Raw genomic sequence first — 22,350 nt, 5'->3', positions numbered from 1 at the left:
CCCGTCCGCCCAGCCCTCTCTTTCCTTTCCACAGTTGATCAACGATCCATTCAGGAGAACACCATGAACAGCCGTCACCTCCGCCGCATCGCCGTCACCGCCGCCGCCGCAGCCATGCTGCCGCTCGCACTGACCGCCTGCTCCAGCGACTCGGACAAGGCCTCGTCCGACTCCGGTGCGGACAAGGCCGCGTCGAGCGCACCGGCCAAGGAGACCGAGAGCGCCGCGACCATGGACGAGCCGTTCGGGCCGGGCTGCGCCTCGGTCCCGGCCGAGGGTGCGGGCTCGTTCGCGGGCATGGCCCAGGACCCGGTCGCCACGGCCGCGTCCAACAACAAGGACCTGTCCACCCTGGTCGCCGCGGTCAAGCAGGCCGGCCTTGTCGACACCCTGAACAGCGCCGAGAACATCACGGTGTTCGCCCCCACCAACGACGCCTTCGCCAAGATCCCGAAGGCCGACCTGGACAAGCTGCTCGCGAACAAGGCCGAGCTCACCAAGGTGCTCACCGCGCACGTCGTCGGCGAGAAGCTGACGCCGGCCCAGCTGGAGAAGGGCTCCTTCGACACCCTGGCCAAGACCGAGCTGACGACGGCGGGCTCGGGCGAGGAGTACACCGTGAACGACTCCTCCAAGGTCGTCTGCGGCAACGTCCCGACCGCCAACGCCACGGTCTACATCGTCGACACCGTTCTGATGCCGGCGAGCTGAACCCACGGCCGTCGGTGCGCCGGCGGCTGACAGCGACAAGCCCCGAGGACCGCGCTCTCCGACCCCACGGCCGGGGTTGCGCGGGCCTCGGGGCTCGTTCGTGCCGTCGACGAAAACGCGGGATTCCGCCACCTGGAAATCTACACATAAGGGACATATAAGAGCACACTTGTCAGGAGAGCACAGGGCCGCGTCCCCTGATCGCGGTCGCTTCGGCAAGTGCGAAGGAGACCATCCTCATGAGTAACCTCTCACACACCGGAAGGGATGTGTCCGGGCGATCGGACACCGCCGGAAGAGACATCTCCGGGCATCCCGACGCGGATGAGATGCGGGCGCGCCACGACCGCGTGATGGGCGGCGGGCGTACCACCGCGATGGCCGACGCGCCGGTGTTCCTGGTCGGCCTGTACTGCGCGGTCTCGCCGTGGGTGCTTCACTTCACCACGAGCCAGCCCGCCCTGGTCACCCACAACCTCGTCATCGGTCTCGCGATAGCCGTGCTGGCACTCTGCTTCACCGCCATGCCCGAGCGGATGACCGGCATGAGCCTGGCCATCTGCGCGCTGGGCGCCTGGCTCATCGTGTCGACCTGGATCGTGGGCTCGAGCCCCGACATGGGCGTGATCCTCAACAACGTCATCGTCGGCGGACTGGCGGTCGTCCTGGGGGCGGTCTGCGCGGGAGTCGCCGTGAAGAACAAGAAGACCTGAGGGGGTTCACGCACGAGTGGCCACAGGCGGAACGTCATCCGCCTGCGGCCACTCCCGTGTCTCAGGTCAACTCCTCCGCGCTCAGGGTCGACCCCCGTGCGCTCAGGTCCTCTCACCCCACGGAGCTGTACGCCACCACACCCCGCAGCACCGCGTCGACGGCCTTGTGCGCGTTCCTCGCGACCGAGCTGCCCTCCCGGGGCGCGGCTGCCGCGATCTGACCGAGTACGTCGATGACCTGCTTGCACCACCGCACGAAGTCACCGGCCGGCATCTCCGCTTCGCGGAGGACCTCGTCCAGCGTCCGCCCCGAGGCCCACATGTAGACCGCCCAGGCGAAACCGAGGTCGGGTTCCCGCTGGCCGACCCCTTCCGTCTGGCTGATCCTGAAGTCCTCTTCCAGGGCGTCGAGCCTGCCCCAGATGCGGATCATCTCGCCCATCGCGGCCTTCGCCGGTCCGGACGGCAGCTTGGGTGCGACCGCGTCGTCCGCCTGGCGCGCCTCGTAGACCAGCGCCGAGACGCACGCGGCGAGTTCGGCTGGATTGAGGCCCTCCCAGACGCCGTCCCGCAGGCATTCGCTGGCCAGCAGGTCCAGCTCGCCGTAGAGCCGTGCCAGCCGCCGGCCGTTGTCGGTGACCTCGCTCCCCCGCAGATAGTCGAGCTCGGTGAGGAGCGCGACGATGCGGTCGAAGGTCCGGGCGATGGTGTTCGTCCGGCCCTCGATGCGGTGCTCGAGCTGCCGCGTGTCGCGCTGCAGCCGGTGATAGCGCTCGGCCCAGCGGGCGTGGTCCTCGCGCTCGTCGCATCCGTGACAGGGGTGTGCGCGCAGCTCCGTGCGCAGCCGCGCGATCTCCCGGTCGTCGGCCGCGGCGGCCCGCTGCTTGCGGTGCCGTCCCGGATCGATGTGCCCCGCCTTGCTGCGCAGCGCGGAGGCCAGGTCGCGGCGGGACTGCGGTGAGCGCGGGTTGAACGACTTGGGCACCCTCATCCGCTCCAGCGCCTCGACCGGCACGGGGAAGTCGATGTGGGCCAGCCGCTTGACCTGCCGCTCGGCGGTCAGCACCAGGGGGCGCGGTCCGTCGTGATACTCCAGCCCGCGATGGCCGTTGGTCCGTCCGGCGGGCAGTCCCGGGTCGAGTACCAGGGCGAGTCCGGCGAACTTGCCGGTGGGGACGTGGATGACGTCGCCCGGCTTCAGCTTCTCCAGGGAGGAGGCGGCGGCGGCCCGGCGCTGGGCCGCCCCCTGCTTGGCCAGGTCCGTCTCACGGTCCTTGAGGTCACGGCGCAGCCGCGCGTACTCCTCGAAGTCTCCGAGGTGGCAGGTCATGCCCTCCTTGTAGCCCTCGAGGCCCTCCTCGTTGCGCTGGACCTGCCGGGAGATCCCGACGACGGACCGGTCGGCCTGGAACTGCGCGAAGGAGGTCTCGAGCAGCTCACGAGACCGATGCCGCCCGAACTGCTGCACGAGGTTGACGGCCATGTTGTACGAGGGCCGGAAGCTGGAGCGCAGCGGATACGTCCGTGTGCCGGCGAGGCCGGCGAGCGCGCCGGGGTCCATGCCCCGCTGCCACAGGACGACCGCGTGGCCCTCGACGTCGATGCCGCGGCGCCCCGCGCGCCCGGTCAGCTGGGTGTACTCGCCGGGCGTGATGTCGGCGTGCTGCTCGCCGTTCCACTTCACCAGCTTCTCGAGCACCACGGAACGCGCGGGCATGTTGATGCCGAGTGCGAGTGTCTCCGTCGCGAAGACCGCCTTGACCAGACCGCGGACGAACAGCTCCTCCACGACCTCCTTGAAGGTCGGCAGCATTCCGGCGTGGTGCGCGGCGATGCCCCGCTCCAGGCCTTCGAGCCACTCGTAGTAGCCGAGGACGTGCAGGTCCTCGCCGGGGATGGACGCGGTCCGCTCCTCGACGATCTCCCGTACCAGCCGGCGCTTGCTCTCGTCGTTGAGCCGGAGCCCCGCCTGCAGGCACTGCTGCACGGCCGCCTGGCAGCCGGCCCGGCTGAAGATGAAGGTGATCGCGGGCAGCAGGCCCTCGGCGTCGAGCCGGTCGATGACCTCGGGCCTGGACGGCGTCCAGATGCGGCTGCGCTGACGGCGCTCGCGCTCGCGCTCGGCCTCGCGCACCATCTTGCCGCGCCGGCGCTCGCGCGGGTTGTACCCCCGCTGGTTCTCCATCCGGGCGAGCCGGACGAGGTCGGGGCTGACCTCGCGGCGTCCGGTGCCCCGGCCGCCGTGGTCGGTCTCCTCCTCGAAGAGGTCGTACATCCTGCGCCCGGCCATGACGTGCTGCCACAGCGGCACGGGCCGGTGCTCGGAGACGATCACCTGCGTGTCGCCGCGGACGGTGTCGAGCCAGTCGCCGAACTCCTCGGCGTTGGACACGGTCGCCGACAGGGACACCAGGGTCACGGACTCCGGCAGGTGGATGATCACTTCCTCCCACACGGCGCCCCGGAAGCGGTCCGAGAGGTAGTGCACCTCGTCCATGACCACGTAGCCGAGGCCGGTGAGCGCCTGGGAGCCCGCGTACAGCATGTTGCGCAGGACCTCGGTCGTCATGACGACCACGGGTGCGTCCGCGTTGACGCTGTTGTCACCGGTCAGCAGACCGACCTTGTCCGCGCCGTAGCGCCTGGCGAGGTCGGTGAACTTCTGGTTGGACAGGGCCTTGATCGGCGTGGTGTAGAAACACTTGCGGCCCTGCAGCAGGGCCAGGTGAACGGCGAATTCACCGACGATCGTCTTGCCCGACCCGGTGGGGGCCGCGACCAGCACCCCCTTGCCGGCCTCGAGGGCCCGGCATGCCTCGATCTGGAACGGGTCCAGGCCGAATTCGTACATCTCGCGGAAGGGCCCGAGGGCGGTGGCCTGCTCGGCCGCACGGACCCGGGACGCCTGGTATCGCTCAGCTGGTGAGAGGTCCTCTGTCATCTTGATACGAGCCTACCCGCCCCGTATGACAGTCAGCCCGATCTTTATTTCACGGTGCGAGGACCCTGACCGCGCCGGGTACGCAGGTGGCCCTGAGCGGCAGCGCCCCCAGCGGTTCGCCGTCCGCGTACGCCGTGACACCGGCCGAGGCCAGCTCTATCGAGGAGACCCGGTGCACCGTGACCTTCGGGTGCCCGAGGTGCGTCCCCTTGTACACCTTCGGAAAGACCTTGAGCAGGGTGGTCCGGCTGCAGTCGCCGACCACGGTCACGTCGAAGAGCCCGTCGTCCATGACCGCGCCGGCGCAGATCCGCATGCCACCGCCGTAGGTGGTGCCGTTGCCCACCGCGATCAGCGTCGCCTCGATCTCTGTCACCGGGCCGCCGTCCAGCCTGACGCTGTACGGGATCGGCCGGAAGGCGGCCAGCTCGGCGAGGATCGCCAGGTCGTACTTGAAGCGCCCGCCGACCCAGCGCATCCGGTTCCCCCGGTCGTTGACACGCGAGTCGAAGCCCGAGGCGAGCACGGAGCCGAACCAGCGCTCACCGACACGGCCCAGGTCGATCGCGCGCGTCGTCCCGGCCTTGAGCGCCTCGCCGGCCAGCCTGCCGGCGGCGGCCGGATCACGGACCGGCAGTCCGAGGGCGCGGGCGAAGTCGTTCCCGGTGCCCACGGCCACGGCGCCGAGCGGCGTGGGGGTTCCGGCGACGGCCTGCAGGGCGAGGGACATCATGCCGTCCCCGCCCACGGCTATCAGCGCTCCGGTCCCGAGCGCCACAGCCTCGCGGGCCCGCCGCAGGGCGTCGTCGGCGTCCTCGCCGAGGATCGTCCGTACGGAGAAGCCCGCGTCCCGCAAAGCGGAAGCGGCCGGCTGCGCGGCTCGCGCGCCCCGGCCGCTTCCCGCGGTGGGATTGACGAAGAGGGTGATCTCGCTGGTCACCCGCGGGACCTTACAAGGTCAGGTGATGTCGTCGTAACCGTTGAGCCTGTGGGACCGGCCACCGTCCGCCTCGCCACCGGCCTGCTCGGGCAGAGCGGCCCGGGTGGACACCGGTTCGATCGCGCCGACGGCCTCGGGGGTGAGGTCCAGCTTCGACGCCTCGTCGTCGTCGAGCTCGGCGTCGGGGTTGTTGCGGCGTCTGCGCTTGTCGTTGAGGAGCGAGAACCCCGTGGCCATGAAGTAGAAGGCGGCGAGCGGACCCGCCAGGATGAGCATGGACAACGGTTCGCCGCCGGGCGTCGCGATCGCCGCGAATCCTGTGAGACCCACGATCATGCCCCGCCACCAGCCGAGCATCCTCTTGCCCGACACGACACCCGTCATGTTCAGCGCGACGAGGAGGAGCGGCAGCTCGAAGGCGAGACCGAAGACGATGACCATCCTGGTCAGCAGGTCGAGGTAGCTGTCGAGGGCGATCTGGTTCTGGACGTTCGCCGGGCTGAACCCGAGCATGATCTCGGCGGTCTGCGGAAGAATCGCGTAGGCGAGGTAAGCACCCGACAGGAACAGCGGCGCGCCGAGGGCCACGAAGCCGTACGCGTAGCGCTTCTCACTCCTGTGCAGCCCGGGCGCCACGAAGGCCCAGAGCTGGAAGAGCCATACCGGGGTGGCGAGCAGCACACCCGACATGAGGCCGACCTTGAGCGCGTTGGTGAAGGGGCCCATGAGGGTGTCCGTCTTCACGACGGCGCAGGGCTTGCCGTCCACGGCTACGACCACGCCGTCCTCGCAGCCCACCGTGGTGAGGAGGGGGCTCAGGAGGAAGTCGTAGATCTCCTTCTGGTAGAAGGCGGCGACGATCGTCACCACGCCGATGGCCAGGACCGACTTCAGCAGCCGGTTACGCAGCTCACGCAGGTGATCGAGGAGGGGCATCCGCCCCTCGTCGTCCTTCTCCTGCTTGCGGGCGGACTTGAGCAACCCACTTCCCTCGTCTCGATCGGCAGCTGCCGGGGTTAGGAGCAGCTGTCAGCTCTGGGTGGTGGGCTTGGGCTCGCTGACCGGACGGGCGCTGGTGACGTCGCCCGGAGCGGCCTGGATCGTGCGCGCGGTGGCCGCGGGCGGGGTGGTGTCCGCGGCTGTCTCCGTGGTGGGCGCCGCGGGGTCCGCGTCGTCCTTCTTCATGGCCTTGGCCTCGCTCTTGAGGATGCGGGCCGACTTGCCGAGCGAACGCGCCATGTCGGGAAGCTTCTTGGCACCGAAGAGAAGCAGGATGACAGCGATGATCAGAATGATCTCGAGGGGCTTCAGATTGCCGATCGACATGTGCGCTTCCTTCTCACTGAGGCGTCTGGAGGGTGGGCGCGCTACCCGTTCGACCGGACACATGTCCGACCTTCGCGCTGGCAGCGATCGTAACCCGCAGGGGTGAACGTGGGGCAATGCCCGTGCGTACTCCCGCTTGCGGCCCGCACCTCCCTGCCTGGGCCGCTCCAGCAGCGTACTCCCCGAACCGGTGAATCAGGAGGCCGCGCCCGTCGTCACAGGGCCTCTCCGGTGTCGGCGAGGGTGGTGGCCGCTCGTTCGAGATCCTCGGCCGCTCGGTTGATCCGCCGGGTGGTCTCGGCGACCTGTCCGGCGAGCCGCTGCGCCTCGACGAAGACCTTGACGGCCAGCACTCCGAGCACGGCCAGACCTGCGAATCCGAGGGCGATGGCGAGCATGGGCCAGAACATGGATGGATCCTCGGTGTCTCTCGTTACCGCGGGGCGGTGTGCAGACGCAGCGTCCGTACCCCGCCGCCACTGAGGAGCTCGATGATGCGCTCCCCGGCCGGCTTGCGGACGGCGGAACCGCACGCGGGGCAGGTGAAGGAGTAGAAGGTCGTACGCCGGCCGGCCCCTATCGCCAGCCGCAGCGCTCCCGCCCCGAGCTCGAACCGCTCACGGCAGTCCGGACAGGCGGCCCGGAAGCGTACGGCGTCGGGCACCGGGACCGGAGCCGGTCCGGTCTGTGTGCTCGATATCGCGGTCATATGGCCTTTGTCTCCTCGGTCCACCGGTGGCCGCCGCTCAGAGCGCGCCGTCGTAGACGGCCAGTGCCTCACGTGCCGCCAGCCGGGCACTCTCGGCCAGTTCCGGGGGCGACGTGATGCGTCCCTCGCCGCCCAGCCGCAGGGCGAGCCTGCGCAGGGAGGCCGGGTCGGGGGTGCGGAGCGTGATGCGCAGGCCGCCGTCGGGCATTTCCTCAGCGCTGTCGTGCGGGTAGTACTCGGCGACCCACCGGCCGCCGGGACCGACCTCGATCACGACCTCCGGGTCCTCGGCGGCGGGCTGGACCAGGCCCTCGGAGAGATCGCGCAGCTCCAGCTCCGGCGGGGCGGAGGGAGCGTCGAGCAGTCTGATCTCGGCGACCCGGTCGAGCCGGAACGTGCGCCGCGCCTCGGTGAGCCGGCACCAGCCCTCCATATAGGTGTGGCCGACGGCGAACAGCCGGATCGGGTCCACCTCGCGCTCGGTCAGCTCGTCGCGCGCGGGCGAGTAGTAGCGGAGCCACAGCCTGCGGCGCTCGGAGATCGCCCGGTCGACGTCGGCGAAGACGCCGCCCTCGGACTCGAAGGTGACCGAGAGCCGCGAGCTGGCGGCACCCACCTCGCCGGCCGCCGTCTCCAGCTTCGCGGTCGCCCGCACCAGCGCCTGCCGGTCGCTCTCACGCAGTCCGGGGAGCGTCGCGACGGCGCGGGCCGCGACGAGCAGGGCGGTCGCCTCGTCGGCGGCGAGCCGCAGCGGCTCGGCGACGTCGTCCGGGTTGTGCCACCAGATCCGGTCACCGTCGGTGTCGATGTCCAGCAGGTCGCCCCCGCGGAAGCTGGTCCCGCACATGGGGAGGACGTCGAGGTCGGAGATCAGCTCGTCCTCGGTGATCCCGAAGGCCCGGGCCACGTCCTGGACGTGCGCACCGGGACGCTCGCGCAGGTAGGTGACGAGGGAGAGCATCCGCCGGGTCTGGTCGATCGCGTTCGTGGCCACGAGTACGGGTCTCCTCAGTCCTTGGCCACGGCGCGCAGCCGGTCCATCACGTCGGCCCGCAGATCGGCGGGCTCGGTCACGATCACGTCGGGCCCGAACTCCACGAGCCAGGCGTCCAGCCCGTGTCCGTACGGGATCTCCAACTCGTCCCAGCCGTCACCGAGTTCCCGTACGGACACGGCGCGGGAGCGCAGCGGGTAGCCGGAGCCGGTGCGCAGCCTGATCCGGGCGGTCCTGGTGGCGGTCTCCCCCGCCCAGCTCTCCACGGTCTCGCGGACGGTGACGGCGTCGGGGACCGGGGCCGTGAAGGCTCCGGCGCGGGAGCGGACCCGGCCCGAGATCCGGGACAGCCTGAAGACCCGCTCGGCGCCCCGGTCACGGTCCCAGCCGGCCAGGTACCAGTGGCCGCGCCAGCACTCGAGCGTCCAGGGCTCGACCTGGCGCTGCCCGGGGCGGGCGGAGTTGCCCTTGCGGTAGTCGAAGGTGACCGGGCGACGGTCACGGCAGGCGAGCATCAGCGGCTCGAAGGCCGCCTCGTGGACCGGGATTCGGGGTTCGAGAGCGCTGTGCACCTCGTAGGCGTCCTCGGCCTCCGGCATGCCGGCGGCCCGCAGCTTCTGCAGGGCCCCGCTGGCGGCGCCGGCGAGACGGGCCTGCTGCCACACCTTGGCGGCGAGCCCGAGGGCCGCGGCCTCCTCGGCGTCCAGGGTGATGGGGGGCAGCCGGTTGCTGTCGCGGCGCGCGAGGTACCCGGTGTCGCCGTCCAGGTTCTCCACGGTCTCGATGATCAGGCCGAGTTCGCGCAGATCGTCCTTGTCGCGCTCGAACATCCGGTTGAAGGAGTCGTCGGAGCCCGCCTCCAGGTAGGCCTCGATGGACCCGCGGAGCTCACGCTTGCTGAGCGGGCGCCGGGTACCCAGCAGACACAGTGCCAGGTTCATCAGCCGTTCGGCCTTGGCAATCGCCATCGACGCCCTTTCTCGACGTGCTCTCCGACCGTCGACCGTACCGCCCCGGGGTGTCCGGACCAAAGCGAGGGCCCGTGCCTCGCGGCACGGGCCCTGACTGCTGCGGAGGGACGGATCAGACGCCCACGAGGTCGCAGACGAAGATCAGCGTCTCGCCCGGGGCGATCGCGCCGCCGCCCGCGCCGCGGTCGCCGTAGGCGAGGTGCGCGGGGATGGTCAGCTGGCGACGGCCGCCGACCTTCATGCCCTGGACGCCCTTGTCCCAGCCTGCGATGACCTGGCCGGCACCGAGCTGGAACTGCAGCGGGGTGCCGCGGTTCCACGAGGCGTCGAACTCCTCGCCGGTGGAGAAGGCCACACCGACGTAGTGCACGGAGACGGTCTGACCGGCCTGGGCGACGGGTCCGTCACCCTCCCAGATTTCCTTGATCTCCAGGTCGGCCGGCGGCTCGCCACCCGGGAAGTCGATCTCGGGCTTCTCGATGCTCACTGAATTGCTCCTAAAAAGAATCTTGGGGACAACCGCACGAGTCTCGCACGACTCATGTCACCGCTCAGACAGCGCCGAGGATGTCTACGACGAAGACCAGGTTGTTCTTGGCCAGCTCGTTCGTCGTGTCGGCACCGTAGGCCTGGGCGGGCGGAATGGTCAGCAGGACGCGGTCGCCGACGTGCTTGCCGACCAGCCCCTTGTCCCAGCCCGAGATGACGCCGCCGACGCCGATCGGGAAGACGCTCGCGCCACCGTGGTCCCAGGAGGAGTCGAACTTCTTGCCGTCCTCCCACTTCACGCCCGTGTACTGGACGACCAGGCCCTGACCGGCCTTGACCTCGGCGCCGTCGCCCTTGATCAGCACCTGCTCCTTGAGGTTCTTCGGCGCCTTCTCACCCTTGGGAACGGTGATCGTCGCGGCCTTCTGCGACTGGGCCTTCACCTCGGGCATGCCGGGCTCGCTCGCGGCCTGGGTGCCCTTCGCCTCGGCCTTCTTGTCCACCTTCTGGGCGTTCACGATGTCGACGACCCAGACCAGGGGGTCGGTGGGCTTGATCCCGGACTGCGGGTTCAGCTGGTCACCGACGATGGTCTCGGCGGTGCCTTCGACCTGGACACGGCTGCCGACCTTGTGGCCGGTCAGCGCGTCGGCCACCTTGGTCGGCAGCATCTGTCCCTGCTGGCCGATCTCCTGCACGACCTGCGTACGCGGCGCCTTCTTGTCGGCGCCCGGACGCTGGGTCCAGGTGGAACCGAGCGCCTGGATGTTGCCGGCGAAGTCCAGACGGACGACGTCGCCCTTCTTCACCTCGGCACCGTCACCGGCGGAGATGTCGTTCACCGCGACCTTGTCGGACACCTTGGCACCCTTGGGCACCTCGATCTTGGGCTCGGCGCCGAACTTCCCGGACACCTCGGCGACGGTCCCCGACTTCTTCGGTGCGTCGTCGTCCGCGGCATCGGACCCGCAGGCGGCGGTGAACAGCAGAGCGGGCACAACCAGTACGGCGGCGGCACGCCGGGCAGTTTTCGTGGGGTTCATCAGTCCAACTCGCGAGTAGGGGGCTCCGGGCACTCCCGCCACTCTACGACTTCGTCCCAGCGGCATCACTGGTACCGACACAGCTGTACGCCGGGACAGGTGCACCCCGGCGTACAGCGAGCCCCTTTTCGCAGGCGGAGCCACTTCCCTCAGTGGCGGCATCCTGCACAGGGAAATCGAAAAGCCATCATTACGGCCCCCTGGGCGGAAAACGGCCGCCGAGGGGGATTCACGGCGCTCACATGCCCGCGATCAGCTTCTCCACCCGCTCGTCCACGGAACGGAAGGGGTCCTTGCAGAGCACGGTGCGCTGCGCCTGGTCGTTGAGCTTGAGGTGGACCCAGTCGACGGTGAAGTCCCGCCGCTGCTCCTGGGCCCGGCGGATGAAATCGCCGCGCAGCCGCGCCCTCGTCGTCTGCGGGGGCACCGATTTGCCCTCGAAGATCTTGAGGTCGTTGCAGATGCGGGCGGCCTGCCCCTTGCGTTCCAGGAGGTAGTAGAGCCCGCGGCGCCGGTGGATGTCGTGGTAGGCGAGGTCTATCTGAGCGACCCTCGGATTCGACATGGTCATGTTGTTCTTGGCCCGGTACCGCTCGATGAGCTTGTACTTCATGACCCAGTCGATCTCGGTGCCGATGCGGTCGAGGTCCTCGGCCTCGACGGCGTCCAGCGTGCGGCCCCACAGCTCGAGGACCTGGTCGACGGTGCCGGTGCGGATGCCACGGCGTTCGACGAAGTCGACGGCCTTCTCGTAGTACTCGCGCTGCACCTCGATGGCCGAGGCCTCACGGCCGCTGGCCAGACGCACCTTCCGCTGTCCCGTGATGTCGTGGCTGACCTCGCGGATGGCCCGGATCGGGTTCTCCAGGGTCAGGTCCCGCATCACCGTGCCCGCCTCGATCATGCGCAGCACGAGGTCGGTGGCGCCGACCTTGAGGAGCATGGTCGTCTCGGACATGTTGGAGTCACCGACGATGACGTGGAGGCGGCGGTACCGCTCCGCGTCGGCGTGCGGCTCGTCCCGGGTGTTGATGATCGGACGGGAGCGCGTCGTCGCGGAACTGACGCCCTCCCAGATGTGCTCGGCACGCTGGCTCACGCAGTAGACGGCTCCGCGCGGCGTCTGCAGTACCTTGCCGGCACCGCAGATCAGCTGACGGGTGACGAGGAACGGAATGAGGATGTCCGCGAGCCGGGAGAATTCTCCGTGCCGGGCCACGAGGTAGTTCTCGTGACACCCGTAGGAGTTTCCGGCCGAGTCGGTGTTGTTCTTGAAGAGATACACGTCGCCTGCGATTCCCTCCTCGTGCAGGCGGCGTTCGGCGTCGACGAGCAGGCCTTCGAGAATGCGCTCGCCTGCCTTGTCGTGCGTGACCAGTTCGGTCAGGTTGTCGCATTCGGGTGTCGCGTATTCCGGATGCGATCCCACGTCGAGGTAGAGGCGGGCGCCGTTCCGCAGGAAGACATTGCTGCTGCGGCCCCATGACACAACACGGCGGAAGAGGTAGCGCGCCACTTCGTCAGGTGACAGTCGGCGCTGTCCCCTGAACGTGCACGTGACGCCGTACTCGTTCTCCAGCCCGAAAATGCGGCGGTCCATGACTGAACATTACGCCTTATGGCCTGAGCTGAAACCGGGTTCGGCAGCACCGTTTCGATCATTTTCCGAACCGGCCACAACTGCGGGCGTACGCCCGGGAACTGCGAGGACCCTTCCGGTGGCCAGAAGAACCAGCAAAGCGGCCACTCCGCCGGCCCCGGCGACGGCGAAACTCCACGCCGTCCCGCCGATCTCGACGGCCGGGCCCGCCACCGCCGTTCCGGCCGCCGCGCCCACTCCGAAGGTCGTCACGAGCCAGGAGAACGCCTCGGTCACCGTGCCCCGCGGCGCGTGCCGGTCCACGACGATGAACGAACAGGCGATCGCCGGGGCCAGGAACACCCCGGCCAGTGCCGCCAGCGCGGTCATGGCCGGAACACCGGGCGTCAGCATCAGCGGCAGATAGCCCAGGGCCAGCAGCGCGACGATGACCCGCAGCCTGCGCTCGGGCGCCCCGGCCCACTCCCGCGCGCCGTACGCCGCTCCGCCGGCCAGCGCGCCGAGGCCGAGGGCGGCCATCAGCCAGCCGTACACGGACTCCTGGCCGTGGTCGTCGGCGTACGCGACTCCGGCCACCGTGATCGAGCCGAGCGCGAGACCGACGAAGAAGAAGGCTCCGAGCAGCGCGAGCAGCCCCGGCGAGCGCAGGGCGCCGAGCCAGTGCGCCTCGCGGGGTGCCGAACACCACGTCCTGGACGGCTCGGACAGGACGACCGACAGGGCTCCCAGGACCCCGATGGCGTTGATGACCAGGAGAGCGGCGGCCGGCGACCAGAGCGCCACCAGGACCGTCACCAGCAGGGGCCCCACGGTGAACATGATCTCCTGGGCCACCGCGTCCATGGCGTACGCCCGGTGCACCCGGTCCTCCCGGCCGAGCACCGTCGGCCACAGGGCGCGCAGACCGCCCTCCAGCGGCGGCGTGGACACACCGGCCACGACGACAGCCGCGTAAGCGACCGGGAGCGAGCCGAGTCCCGCCAGGGCGAGCGCGGCCATGCCGAGCGCGGACACGACCGCCGCGGGGAACTGGACGCGCGGCTGGCCGTACAGGTCCACGGCCCGGCCCAGCAGGGGCTGTCCCACCGCCGTCGCGAGGCCGTACGCCGCCGCGAGGGCGCCTGCCAGTGTGTAGCTGCCGCCCTCCGCGCGGGTGAACAGGACGATCGCGATGTGGGCGGTGCCGTTCGGCAGCCGCCCCACCAGCGTTCCCGCCAGCAGCCGGGCGGCATGCCGCGCCCGGAGGATGTCCAGATATCCCGCGGCCATGTCCGCCCCTCTCCCCCGTGTCACAGCCTCGGGGTTTTACGTATAACGTCAGGGCTCATACGTACCATGTGGGCAGCCCGGCGGTCCATCCCGCCGCGTCCGACCGGCCCAGCACGGAGGCACGAGTGAACAGCGCCCGGCAGCACGCCCCACCCCGGCCCACCAGCCGTGACGTGGCGCGGGCCGCGGGCGTCTCACAGGCCACGGTCTCGCTCGTGCTCGGTGACAAATGGCATGGCCGGGTGTCCTCGGCGACCGCCGAGCGGGTGCGTGACAGCGCCCGGGACCTCGGCTACCGGCCGAACTTCGCGGCCCGCAGCCTCCGGATGGGCCGCACCCGCACGGCGCTGCTCGTCGTCCCCGCGCTGACCAACGAGTTCTTCGCCCGGGTGTACACCGGAGCCGCGGCCGTCGCCGCCGAGCACGACTTCGGCGTGGTCCTCTACCCGTCCCCCGACGGCACCGGCCCCGCCAGGGATCCCTTCTCCTCGGCGCGCGCGGCGCTCGACGGGGTGATCGCCTCGTCGATGGCGGCGGACGCCCTGGGAGCCCTGCGGGGCGCGGACCTGCCGCTGGTGTTGCTGGACAGCGACCCCGAGGGCCACGGCGCCGCGGCGCGCGTGAACCTCGACATCGCGGACGGCATGCACCAGGTGACGGACCATCTGCTGGGCCTCGGCCACCGCCGGATCGTGCACCTCGCGTCCGCCGTGGACACCTGGACCTTCGCGGTACGCGCCCGGGCCCTGCGGGACGCCGTACGGGAGGTCCCCGGCGCCGTCCTGCGCACCGTGCCGGCCGCTCTGGACGTACGGGCCGGCCGCGAGGCCGTCGAGGCGGTCCTGCGCTCCCCCGGCCCCCTGCCCACCGCCATCGTCTGCGACGACGACATCCTGGCCGCGGGCGCCTGCAAGGCGGTACGCAGGCGGGGACTCCGGGTCCCCGACGACATCTCCGTGACCGGCTTCGACGACCTGGCGCTCGCCACAGCGGTGGAACCGGAGCTCACCACGGTGCACCTCCCTGCCGAACAGGTCGGCGAGCGGGGCATGACGGCCCTGCTGGACGTGCTGGAGGGCCGCCCCGTGGAGCACCCCAACCTCCCCGTCCACCTGGTGGTACGGGGCTCCACGGCACCCCCGTCCACCGCATGAGGGTGCCCCCGGCCGCACGGCCGGGGGCACCCTCGCAGCACTGCCGGAGCCGGCTACTCCTTCGTGGTCCCGCCCGTCCCCTCGTCAGGAGCGTCGGCACCCTTCTCGGGCGTGCCGGTACCGGCGGCCGGCGTGTCGGTGCCCTCGGGCTCCTCCGCGTCCGAGGGAGCGTCCGTCGGGGTCGTCCCGGCACCGTCCGCGTCCAGCAGCCGGGTCAGCTGCCGGCCGACGATCCGCTTGAACTTGCGCTGCTGCGGCCTCGTCCGGTCCAGGACCGCGACCTCGAGCCGCTCGGCGGGGATCTCCCGCTCGTTGCCGTTGGCCTCGCGGGACAGCGCCTGCACGGCCAGCTTCAGCGCCTCGGCGAGCGACATCCCGTCACGGTGGCGCTGGTCCAGGAAGGTGCTGATCTGCTCGGCGTTACCGCCGACCGCGACCGAGCCGTGCTCGTCCACGATCGAACCGTCGTGCGGCAGCCGGTAGATCTGGTCGCCCTCGGGCCCGGCGCCGACCTCGGCGACCACCAGTTCCACCTCGTACGGCTTCTCGGCCGCGCTGGAGAAGATGGTGCCGAGCGTCTGCGCGTAGACGTTGGCCAGCCCACGGGCCGTCACGTCGTCACGGTCGTAGGTGTATCCGCGCAGATCGGCGTAGCGGACGCCACCGATGCGGAGGTTCTCGTACTCGTTGTACTTGCCGGCGGCGGCGAAGCCGATCCGGTCGTAGATCTCGCTGAACTTGTGCAGCGCGCGGGACGGGTTCTCGCCGACGAACACAATGCCGTCGGCGTACTGCAGCACAACCAGGCTGCGACCACGGGCGATGCCCTTCCGGGCGTATTCCGCCCGGTCGGCCATGGCCTGCTGAGGTGAGACATAGAACGGCGTCGACACCGGCTATCCGTCCCTTTCTGTCAGTGACGAGTGCGTCGGAGAGGCATCGGGCCGGTCAGAGCAGCGCGGCACGGGGGCCGTCGGGCTGCTCGAGCCGGCGCTCCAGGATCGCTCGCGCGATCTCCGAGGATTCCGTGTCGTCCAGCTTGCGGAAGCCCTCGTCGGTGATGACGGTGACGATCGGATAGATCCGTCGGGCCACGTCCGGCCCACCGGTCGCCGAGTCGTCGTCGGCCGCGTCGTACAGCGCCTGCACGACCAGGGTGAGTGTCTGCTCCTCCGTCAGGTCTTCGCGGTACAGCTTCTTCATCGACCCGCGGGCGAAGACGGAACCCGAGCCGGTGGACGCGTAGCCGTGCTCCTCGGAACGCCCGCCGGTGACGTCGTAGGAGAAGATCCGGCCCTTCTCGCGGTCGACGTCGTACCCGGCGAAGAGCGGGACGACCGCCAGGCCCTGCATGGCCATCGCCAGATTGCTGCGGATCATCGTGGAGAGGCGGTTGGCCTTGCCCTCCAGGGAGAGCGTGGCGCCCTCGACCTTCTCGAAGTGCTCCAGCTCCAGCTGGAACAGCTTGACCATCTCCACGGCGAGACCCGCCGTGCCGGCGATCCCCACCGCCGAGTACTCGTCGGCCGGGAACACCTTCTCGATGTCGCGCTGCGCGATCATGTTCCCCATGGTCGCCCGCCGGTCACCGGCGAGCACGACCCCGCCGGGGAAGCTGGCCGCGACGATGGTCGTGCCGTGCGGCGCCTCGATGGCGCCCTGCAGCGGCGGCAGGCTGCGGTTGCCGGGAAGGATCTCCGGTGAGTGGTCGGACAGGAAGTCCATGAACGAGGACGAACCCGGCGTCAGGAAGGCAGCTGGTAGACGCCCGGTGCTACGAGTGTTGGCTTCCACGCGTTTCCCTCCAGGTATGCGACGGCCCTGCGCAAGGAGTCAGGAGCATCCCCCAACTTGCCGATGGCCGAATTGCAGTTGAAGCACAGTACGCCTCGGACCTTACCCGTCTTGTGACAGTGATCCACATGAATGGCGGGAGCAGCTAGGCAGATCGTGCAGACGCCCGGCTGAGACGAGATCATGGCGTCGCGCTGAGCCTCGGTCATGCCGTAGTGGCGCTTCAGGTGACCTGCGCGTCCCTGAACGGCTTTGCACGCTTTGCAGCGCGTCGCCAGCCCGTCGGTGGCGGTGGAGTTGCGGTGCCACTCGCTGTGCGGCTTGACTTCGCCACACGTCCGACACTCCTTGTGCCCCTGCGGAACGTCCACGCGCTCCCTTACCGGCTTGCCTTGAGCCTCCCGGCGGCGCCGGTAATGCGCGGCCCCATACGCAGCCACGCACCCCCGGCACCGAGGTTGAAGCCCATCGCGTCGATTCTTGTCCGCCGCGAACGAGGGAAGTGGCAAATCCCTCTTACAGCCGGAGCACCACTTCTCTTTGCCCGATTCGGACATTTTCGCTTACTGTCCGCCTTTTTGTACGAAACTTCGAACGAAGTCCTCAGCGTTGGACTCGAGGACGTCGTCGATCTCGTCGAGGACGTCGTCGACGTCGTCGCTGAGCTTCTCCTGCCGCTCCTGGAGGTCCTCGGACGCCTGCGCGTCCTGCGCCTGCTCCTCGGTCTCCTCGGTGGAACGTGTCGCCTTCTGCTGTCCGCCGCCGGTGTCCTTGGTCGCCATGTAGCTCACCCCGCTCGGTTCGAAGCACTTGATCAGACCCTACCTACGGGGTCCGACATTGGCCCGGTACTTTCCTCAACGTCAGGAGGTCATCTGATTGATTCCCAGCCGGAGTGCCTTTCAGGCCCCCGTAAGCGTCCGGACCAGCTCTTCCGCCGTGCGGCAGCGGTCCAGGAGCTCCTTGACGTGAGCGCGTGTACCCCGCAGCGGTTCCATGGTGGGCACCCGTTGCAGGGAGTCACGGTCGGGCAGATCGAAGATGACCGAGTCCCAGGAGGCCGCGGCGACGTCGTCCGCGTACTGCTCGAGGCAGCGGCCCCGGAAATAGGCCCTGGTGTCCTCAGGCGGTTTCGTACGGGCCCGCTCGACGTCCTTCTCGTCGAGCAGGCGCTTGATCTTCCCGCGGGCGGCCAGACGGTTGTACAGGCCCTTGTCGGCCCGTACGTCGGCGTACTGCAGGTCCACCAGGTGCAGGCGCGGGGCGTCCCAGTCCAGGCCGTCACGGCGCCGGTAGCCCTCCATGAGCTCCCGCTTGGCGATCCAGTCCAGCTCGCCCGCCAGACTCATCGGATCGTTCTCCAGGCGGTTCAGGGTGTCCTCCCAGCGGGCCAGGACGTCCTTGGTCTGCTCGTCGGCGTCCGCCCCGTACCGCTCCTCGACGTACTTGCGGCCCAGCTCGAAGTACTCCATCTGGAGCTGCACAGCGGTGAGTGTCCGGCCGCTGCGGAGCGTGACCAGCTGCTTCAGTGTCGGGTCGTGCGAGACCCGGTGCAGCGTGCGGACCGGCTGGTCCACCGCCAGGTCCACGTTGATGAAGCCGTCCTCGATCATGGCGAGGACCAGGGATGTGGTGCCGAGCTTCAGATAGGTCGAGATCTCGGAGAGGTTGGCGTCACCGATGATCACGTGCAGCCTGCGGTACTTCTCGGCATCCGAGTGCGGTTCGTCGCGGGTGTTGATGATGGGGCGCTTGAGCGTGGTCTCGAGGCCGACCTCGACCTCGAAGTAGTCGGCGCGCTGACTGATCTGGAAGCCGTGCTCGTGGCCGTCCTGGCCGATGCCGACACGGCCGGCGCCGGTGACGACCTGGCGGGAGACGAAGAACGGCGTCAGATGGCGCACGATGTCCGAGAAGGGGGTCTCCCGCTTCATCAGGTAGTTCTCGTGCGTGCCGTAGGACGCGCCCTTGTTGTCGGTGTTGTTCTTGTAGAGGTGGATCGGCTGGGCCCCGGGGATCGCGGCGGCCCGCTCGGCCGCTTCCGCCATCACCCGCTCACCGGCCTTGTCCCAGAGCACCGCGTCCAGCGGATTGGTGATCTCCGGGGAGCTGTATTCGGGGTGCGCGTGGTCGACGTACAGCCGCGCACCGTTGGTGAGGATGACATTGGCCAGGCCGATGTCCTCGTCGGTGAGCTGGCTGGAGTCCGCGGTCTCACGGGCGAGGTCGAAACCTCGCGCGTCGCGCAGCGGATTCTCCTCCTCGAAATCCCAGCGGGCGCGGCGCGCCCGGTGCATCGCCGCCGCGTAGGCGTTGACGATCTGGGACGAGGTGAGCATGGCATTGGCGTTGGGCTGACCGGGGACGGAGATCCCGTACTCCGTCTCGATGCCCATCACTCGCCGTACGGTCATGCGGCCCTCCTTGCCCGGCGGCGCTCCCCTCCGGAAGCGGCGCTCAAGTACCGCTGCTGGTCCGCGGTGCCGTCCCCGCACTGCGCGACTCGGCGGTACAGCAGAGCCTAGAGCGCCGCTGCGCCGGTGGGGAGATCAATTGCGTCATTGTTCGGGTGTGGCCGGAGCTGCCGGGAAAACGGCCGGCTGCGGATACCCTGCCGGGCATCCGCAGCCGGTCTGCGTTTTACAGGTACTGTCCGGTATTTGCCACCGTGTCGATGGAGCGACCGGTGTCTGCGCCCTGCTTTCCGGTGACGAGTGTGCGGATGAACACGATCCGCTCGCCCTTCTTTCCGGAAATCCTGGCCCAGTCGTCCGGGTTGGTGGTGTTGGGCAGGTCCTCGTTCTCCTTGAACTCGTCCACGCAAGCCTGGAGGAGATGGGAGACGCGCAGGCCCTTCTGGCCCTGCTCGAGGAATGCCTTGATGGCCATTTTCTTTGCCCGGTCCACGATGTTCTGAATCATCGCTCCGGAGTTGAAGTCCTTGAAGTACAGGACTTCCTTGTCGCCGTTCGCGTAGGTGACCTCGAGGAAGCGGTTCTCCTCGGATTCCGTGTACATCCGCTCCACGACGGACTGGATCATCGCGTGGGCGGCGGCCTCCTTCGATCCGGTGTGCTCGGCCAGGTCGTCCGAGTGCAGCGGCAGCGAGGGAGTGAGGTACTTCGCGAAGATGTCCTTCGCGGCCTCCGCGTCCGGACGCTCGATCTTGATCTTCACATCGAGACGGCCGGGCCGCAGGATCGCGGGGTCGATCATGTCCTCACGGTTGGAGGCGCCGATGACGATGACGTTCTCCAGGCCCTCCACACCGTCGATCTCGGCGAGCAGCTGGGGGACGATGGTGTTCTCCACGTCCGAGCTGACACCGGAACCACGGGTGCGGAAGAGGGATTCCATCTCGTCGAAGAAGACGATGACGGGGGTGCCCTCGCTCGCCTTCTCCCGGGCACGCTGGAAGACGAGGCGGATGTGCCGCTCGGTCTCACCGACGTACTTGTTGAGGAGTTCGGGGCCCTTGATATTGAGGAAGTAGCTCTTCCCCGCGGGCTGCCCGGTGACCTCGGCGACCTTCTTGGCGAGTGAGTTGGCGACGGCCTTGGCGATGAGTGTCTTGCCGCAGCCAGGAGGACCGTAGAGCAGGATGCCCTTCGGCGGGCGGAGTTCGTGCTCCTTGAAGAGGTCCGGGTGGAGGTACGGGAGCTCGACGGCGTCGCGGATCAGTTCGATCTGGTCGCCCAGACCACCGATCTTGTTGTAGTCGATGTCCGGGACCTCTTCGAGGACGAGTTCCTCGACCTCGCTCTTGGGGACCACTTCGTAGACGTAGCCGGACCTGGGTTCCAGCAGCAGGGCGTCGCCGGGACGGATGGTGATGTCCAGCAGGGGCTCGGCAAGCCTCACCACCCGCTCCTCGTCGGTGTGCCCGACGACCAGGGCGCGCTCGCCGTCCTCAAGGATCTCCTTGAGGGTGACGATGTCCCCGGCCCGCTCGAATTCCATGGCCTCGACCACGTTGAGCGCTTCGTTGAGCATGACTTCCTGGCCTCGCCGGAGGCCTTCGAGCTCGACGCTGGGACTGACGTTCACCCGGAGCTTGCGGCCCCCGGTGAAGATGTCACAGGTGTCGTCCTCGTTGGCCTGCAGGAAGACGCCGAAGCCTGCCGGTGGCTGGGCCAGCCGGTCGACCTCCTCCTTGAGCGCCACGATCTGGTCGCGGGCCTCGCGGAGTGTGTTGGCGAGCCGCTCGTTCTGCGCGGACACGCCTGCCAGGTTGGTCTGCAACTCGACGATCCGCTCTTCGAGAATCCTCGAATGACGCGGAGAGTCGGCGAGCTTACGTCGCAGGACGGCGATTTCCTGCTCGAGATAGGCGACCTGGCCGGCCGGGTCTTCTGACCCGCGCGCGGGCCGGGTGCCGCGGTTGATGTCGTCGTCGTGGGCTGCCACGGTCCTCACCTCCTCCAAGGGGAGCTGGACGCTTCCTGACCCTACCTGGGTGGGTGATGATTGAAACCCCTAGATCACAAAGACCCGGGAGTCTGTCCGATCTTCACCCTTGCGCTCTCCCTCACGCCAGAGGAATACCCACCCTTCGGCACCGGAAAGCAGCCGGTTGTATCGTCGAAGTGTTCAACACCCGTCAGGGCTGGCTTCAATTGGTGCAGATACGCAGGGAACGGCAGGACACATGACCGTGCAGCAGGACGCTCCGGGCGACCGTGACGCGCAGGACCTCGAGGTCTGGATCGACCAGGACCTCTGTACGGGCGACGGCATCTGCGTGCAGTACGCACCCGAGGTGTTCGAGCTGGACATCGACGGTCTCGCCTACGTGAAGAGCGACGAGGACGAGCTCCTCCAGGACAAGGGCGCCACCACCCCGGTGCCGCTCCCTCTGCTCCAGGACGTCGTGGACTCGGCCAAGGAATGCCCGGGCGACTGTATTCATGTACGTCGCGTTTCGGACAACGTGGAAGTCTTCGGGCCGGACGCGGAGTGACGGCTCAGGCGTCCCGCGCGGTGCCCCCGGCGGGGCCGGCGGACTTGATGAACGCGTTGCCCTTCCACTGCCAGGTGGCGCTCTCCAGCTCGTCGGGGCAGCAGCGCGGTACGTCTGCCGAGGAGTAGCCGAGCAGGGTGGCCGAGACCCTGCCGTGACGTACGGCGAGGTCGGTGACGTTGAGTTTGCGAGCGGGGTCCACCAGGGTCGCCACGACCCGGGGTGCGGCCCCGCTCGCCCGTGTCACGACGTAGATGCCGCTGGGCGGGGTTCCGGACCCCGCGGCACACCGGACGACGGCCACGGTCTCGGGCCCGCCGTCACCGTCGAGGTCACCGGAGGCACGGTCGGCCACCGTGTGCCCCGCGGCGCCGCAGTCGAGGGGGAAGGCGACCCCGGCCGGGTCGGGCGCCGCCGCGGCGGGCGCGCTGCCGTGCTGCGTGGTGACGCGGTGCTCGGACGCGGAAGCGGTGGCGGTGGCCGCGTCGGGCTGGAGCAGGCCCGCCGCGGCGACGACCGCGGCCATCGCGGTCGCCGTGGCGAGCCAGTGCACCGGCTGGGCGTCGGTGTGCGCGAGGTCCGGGAGCGCGGAGGTCTGCACGCGGTATGTCTCCTGTGGTTCCTGGTGGCCTGGATAGGCGGTGCCGAACGGACGTCGGCGGGCGGGGGTGGCCAGCATCGTGCCACACCTCACACCCGAGGGGAACGGCGGGGTCCGCGCGTGCGGCGGAAAGGC

The 22,350-nt window shown here is 69.2% G+C and carries 23 protein-coding genes; 4 read left to right on the top strand and 19 right to left on the bottom strand.

Going from position 1 to position 22,350, the window contains the following annotated elements:
- Positions 1 to 63: 63 nt before the first annotated feature.
- Positions 64 to 711, top strand: a complete 648-nt coding sequence (locus tag BFF76_RS23315) for a fasciclin domain-containing protein (protein ID WP_031099425.1) — start codon at positions 64 to 66, stop codon at positions 709 to 711.
- 239 nt (positions 712 to 950) lie between these two features.
- A complete protein-coding gene (locus tag BFF76_RS23310) occupies positions 951 to 1,424 on the top strand; it encodes an SPW repeat protein (RefSeq protein ID WP_031099427.1) in 474 nt (157 codons plus the stop codon).
- A 112-nt stretch (positions 1,425 to 1,536) separates the two neighbouring features.
- On the opposite strand, the gene BFF76_RS23305 is transcribed toward BFF76_RS23310, so the two are convergent.
- The 12 genes from BFF76_RS23305 to BFF76_RS23250 form a co-directional block, all read right to left on the bottom strand.
- Positions 1,537 to 4,365, bottom strand: a complete 2,829-nt coding sequence (locus tag BFF76_RS23305) for a DEAD/DEAH box helicase (RefSeq protein ID WP_031099429.1) — start codon at positions 4,363 to 4,365, stop codon at positions 1,537 to 1,539.
- Between the two features lie 49 nt (positions 4,366 to 4,414).
- A complete protein-coding gene (locus tag BFF76_RS23300; protein WP_053930962.1) occupies positions 4,415 to 5,305 on the bottom strand; it encodes a diacylglycerol kinase in 891 nt (296 codons plus the stop codon).
- 18 nt (positions 5,306 to 5,323) lie between these two features.
- Positions 5,324 to 6,286 (bottom strand): twin-arginine translocase subunit TatC, encoded by a 963-nt coding sequence (gene tatC, locus BFF76_RS23295; RefSeq protein WP_031099432.1) that lies wholly within the window; start codon positions 6,284 to 6,286, stop codon positions 5,324 to 5,326.
- Between the two features lie 48 nt (positions 6,287 to 6,334).
- Positions 6,335 to 6,631: a Sec-independent protein translocase subunit TatA gene (gene tatA, locus BFF76_RS23290; protein WP_031099433.1), complete on the bottom strand. Its 297-nt coding sequence runs from the start codon at positions 6,629 to 6,631 to the stop codon at positions 6,335 to 6,337.
- A 215-nt stretch (positions 6,632 to 6,846) separates the two neighbouring features.
- Positions 6,847 to 7,041, bottom strand: a complete 195-nt coding sequence (locus BFF76_RS23285; protein ID WP_031099435.1) for a hypothetical protein — start codon at positions 7,039 to 7,041, stop codon at positions 6,847 to 6,849.
- Positions 7,042 to 7,064: 23 nt separating this feature from the next.
- The gene (locus BFF76_RS23280) at positions 7,065 to 7,340 is read right to left on the bottom strand and encodes a hypothetical protein (protein WP_031099437.1); all 276 of its coding nucleotides are present in this window, start codon (positions 7,338 to 7,340) and stop codon (positions 7,065 to 7,067) included.
- A gap of 37 nt (positions 7,341 to 7,377) precedes the next feature.
- Positions 7,378 to 8,334 carry a helix-turn-helix transcriptional regulator gene (locus BFF76_RS23275; protein ID WP_053930961.1) on the bottom strand — a complete coding sequence of 319 codons (957 nt, stop codon included), beginning with the start codon at positions 8,332 to 8,334 and terminating at the stop codon, positions 7,378 to 7,380.
- A gap of 14 nt (positions 8,335 to 8,348) precedes the next feature.
- Positions 8,349 to 9,302, bottom strand: coding sequence for a helix-turn-helix transcriptional regulator (locus tag BFF76_RS23270; protein ID WP_031099443.1), 954 nt, complete (start codon positions 9,300 to 9,302; stop codon positions 8,349 to 8,351).
- 115 nt (positions 9,303 to 9,417) lie between these two features.
- Positions 9,418 to 9,792 (bottom strand): FKBP-type peptidyl-prolyl cis-trans isomerase, encoded by a 375-nt coding sequence (locus BFF76_RS23265; protein ID WP_031099446.1) that lies wholly within the window; start codon positions 9,790 to 9,792, stop codon positions 9,418 to 9,420.
- Between the two features lie 64 nt (positions 9,793 to 9,856).
- Entirely contained in the window at positions 9,857 to 10,837 is a 981-nt protein-coding gene (locus tag BFF76_RS23260) for an FKBP-type peptidyl-prolyl cis-trans isomerase (protein WP_031099448.1), read from the bottom strand.
- A gap of 238 nt (positions 10,838 to 11,075) precedes the next feature.
- Complete coding sequence (pafA, locus tag BFF76_RS23255; RefSeq protein ID WP_031099450.1) at positions 11,076 to 12,437, bottom strand: Pup--protein ligase; 1,362 nt, start codon at positions 12,435 to 12,437, stop codon at positions 11,076 to 11,078.
- A 9-nt stretch (positions 12,438 to 12,446) separates the two neighbouring features.
- Positions 12,447 to 13,706: an MFS transporter gene (locus BFF76_RS23250; RefSeq protein ID WP_065848989.1), complete on the bottom strand. Its 1,260-nt coding sequence runs from the start codon at positions 13,704 to 13,706 to the stop codon at positions 12,447 to 12,449.
- Positions 13,707 to 13,831: 125 nt separating this feature from the next.
- On the opposite strand from BFF76_RS23250, the gene BFF76_RS23245 reads away from it, so the two are divergent.
- Positions 13,832 to 14,860, top strand: a complete 1,029-nt coding sequence (locus BFF76_RS23245; RefSeq protein ID WP_065848988.1) for a LacI family DNA-binding transcriptional regulator — start codon at positions 13,832 to 13,834, stop codon at positions 14,858 to 14,860.
- A 53-nt stretch (positions 14,861 to 14,913) separates the two neighbouring features.
- On the opposite strand, the gene prcA is transcribed toward BFF76_RS23245, so the two are convergent.
- The 6 genes from prcA to arc form a co-directional block, all read right to left on the bottom strand.
- Positions 14,914 to 15,753, bottom strand: coding sequence for a proteasome subunit alpha (gene prcA, locus BFF76_RS23240; RefSeq protein WP_053930959.1), 840 nt, complete (start codon positions 15,751 to 15,753; stop codon positions 14,914 to 14,916).
- A 55-nt stretch (positions 15,754 to 15,808) separates the two neighbouring features.
- A complete protein-coding gene (prcB, locus tag BFF76_RS23235) occupies positions 15,809 to 16,654 on the bottom strand; it encodes a proteasome subunit beta (protein ID WP_031099462.1) in 846 nt (281 codons plus the stop codon).
- Positions 16,606 to 17,211, bottom strand: coding sequence for an endonuclease VII domain-containing protein (locus tag BFF76_RS31605; RefSeq protein ID WP_079122469.1), 606 nt, complete (start codon positions 17,209 to 17,211; stop codon positions 16,606 to 16,608). The genes prcB and BFF76_RS31605 overlap by 49 nt, the downstream gene beginning before the upstream one ends.
- Before the next feature lie 6 nt (positions 17,212 to 17,217).
- Positions 17,218 to 17,436, bottom strand: a complete 219-nt coding sequence (locus BFF76_RS23230; protein WP_053931014.1) for a ubiquitin-like protein Pup — start codon at positions 17,434 to 17,436, stop codon at positions 17,218 to 17,220.
- A 120-nt stretch (positions 17,437 to 17,556) separates the two neighbouring features.
- Positions 17,557 to 19,068, bottom strand: coding sequence for a depupylase/deamidase Dop (gene dop / locus BFF76_RS23225; protein WP_031099467.1), 1,512 nt, complete (start codon positions 19,066 to 19,068; stop codon positions 17,557 to 17,559).
- Positions 19,069 to 19,294: 226 nt separating this feature from the next.
- A complete protein-coding gene (arc, locus tag BFF76_RS23220) occupies positions 19,295 to 21,061 on the bottom strand; it encodes a proteasome ATPase (RefSeq protein ID WP_031099469.1) in 1,767 nt (588 codons plus the stop codon).
- A gap of 241 nt (positions 21,062 to 21,302) precedes the next feature.
- Here arc and BFF76_RS23215 point away from each other — a divergent pair, with 241 nt between their 5' ends.
- The gene (locus BFF76_RS23215; RefSeq protein ID WP_031099470.1) at positions 21,303 to 21,614 is read left to right on the top strand and encodes a ferredoxin; all 312 of its coding nucleotides are present in this window, start codon (positions 21,303 to 21,305) and stop codon (positions 21,612 to 21,614) included.
- A 4-nt stretch (positions 21,615 to 21,618) separates the two neighbouring features.
- Here BFF76_RS23215 and BFF76_RS23210 read toward each other — a convergent pair whose 3' ends face one another.
- The gene (locus tag BFF76_RS23210) at positions 21,619 to 22,215 is read right to left on the bottom strand and encodes a hypothetical protein (RefSeq protein ID WP_053931013.1); all 597 of its coding nucleotides are present in this window, start codon (positions 22,213 to 22,215) and stop codon (positions 21,619 to 21,621) included.
- Between the last annotated feature and the right edge of the window lie 135 nt (positions 22,216 to 22,350).

This window comes from Streptomyces mutomycini (assembly GCF_001700505.1).
GTDB lineage: Bacteria > Actinomycetota > Actinomycetes > Streptomycetales > Streptomycetaceae > Streptomyces > Streptomyces mutomycini.
This window is presented reverse-complemented; position numbering and strand designations above follow the sequence as displayed.

Bases quoted from the DNA above. Each gene is read 5' to 3' on its own strand.
- BFF76_RS23315 (WP_031099425.1), top strand. From the start codon at position 64: ATGAACAGCCGTCACCTCCGCCGCATCGCCGTCACCGCCGCCGCCGCA.
- BFF76_RS23310 (WP_031099427.1), top strand. From the start codon at position 951: ATGAGTAACCTCTCACACACCGGAAGGGATGTGTCCGGGCGATCGGAC.
- BFF76_RS23305 (WP_031099429.1), bottom strand. From the start codon at position 4,365: ATGACAGAGGACCTCTCACCAGCTGAGCGATACCAGGCGTCCCGGGTC.
- tatA (WP_031099433.1), bottom strand. From the start codon at position 6,631: ATGTCGATCGGCAATCTGAAGCCCCTCGAGATCATTCTGATCATCGCT.
- BFF76_RS23285 (WP_031099435.1), bottom strand. From the start codon at position 7,041: ATGTTCTGGCCCATGCTCGCCATCGCCCTCGGATTCGCAGGTCTGGCC.
- BFF76_RS23280 (WP_031099437.1), bottom strand. From the start codon at position 7,340: ATGACCGCGATATCGAGCACACAGACCGGACCGGCTCCGGTCCCGGTG.
- BFF76_RS23270 (WP_031099443.1), bottom strand. From the start codon at position 9,302: ATGGCGATTGCCAAGGCCGAACGGCTGATGAACCTGGCACTGTGTCTG.
- BFF76_RS23260 (WP_031099448.1), bottom strand. From the start codon at position 10,837: ATGAACCCCACGAAAACTGCCCGGCGTGCCGCCGCCGTACTGGTTGTG.
- pafA (WP_031099450.1), bottom strand. From the start codon at position 12,437: ATGGACCGCCGCATTTTCGGGCTGGAGAACGAGTACGGCGTCACGTGC.
- BFF76_RS23250 (WP_065848989.1), bottom strand. From the start codon at position 13,706: ATGGCCGCGGGATATCTGGACATCCTCCGGGCGCGGCATGCCGCCCGG.
- BFF76_RS31605 (WP_079122469.1), bottom strand. From the start codon at position 17,211: ATGTCCGAATCGGGCAAAGAGAAGTGGTGCTCCGGCTGTAAGAGGGAT.
- BFF76_RS23230 (WP_053931014.1), bottom strand. From the start codon at position 17,436: ATGGCGACCAAGGACACCGGCGGCGGACAGCAGAAGGCGACACGTTCC.
- dop (WP_031099467.1), bottom strand. From the start codon at position 19,068: ATGACCGTACGGCGAGTGATGGGCATCGAGACGGAGTACGGGATCTCC.
- BFF76_RS23215 (WP_031099470.1), top strand. From the start codon at position 21,303: ATGACCGTGCAGCAGGACGCTCCGGGCGACCGTGACGCGCAGGACCTC.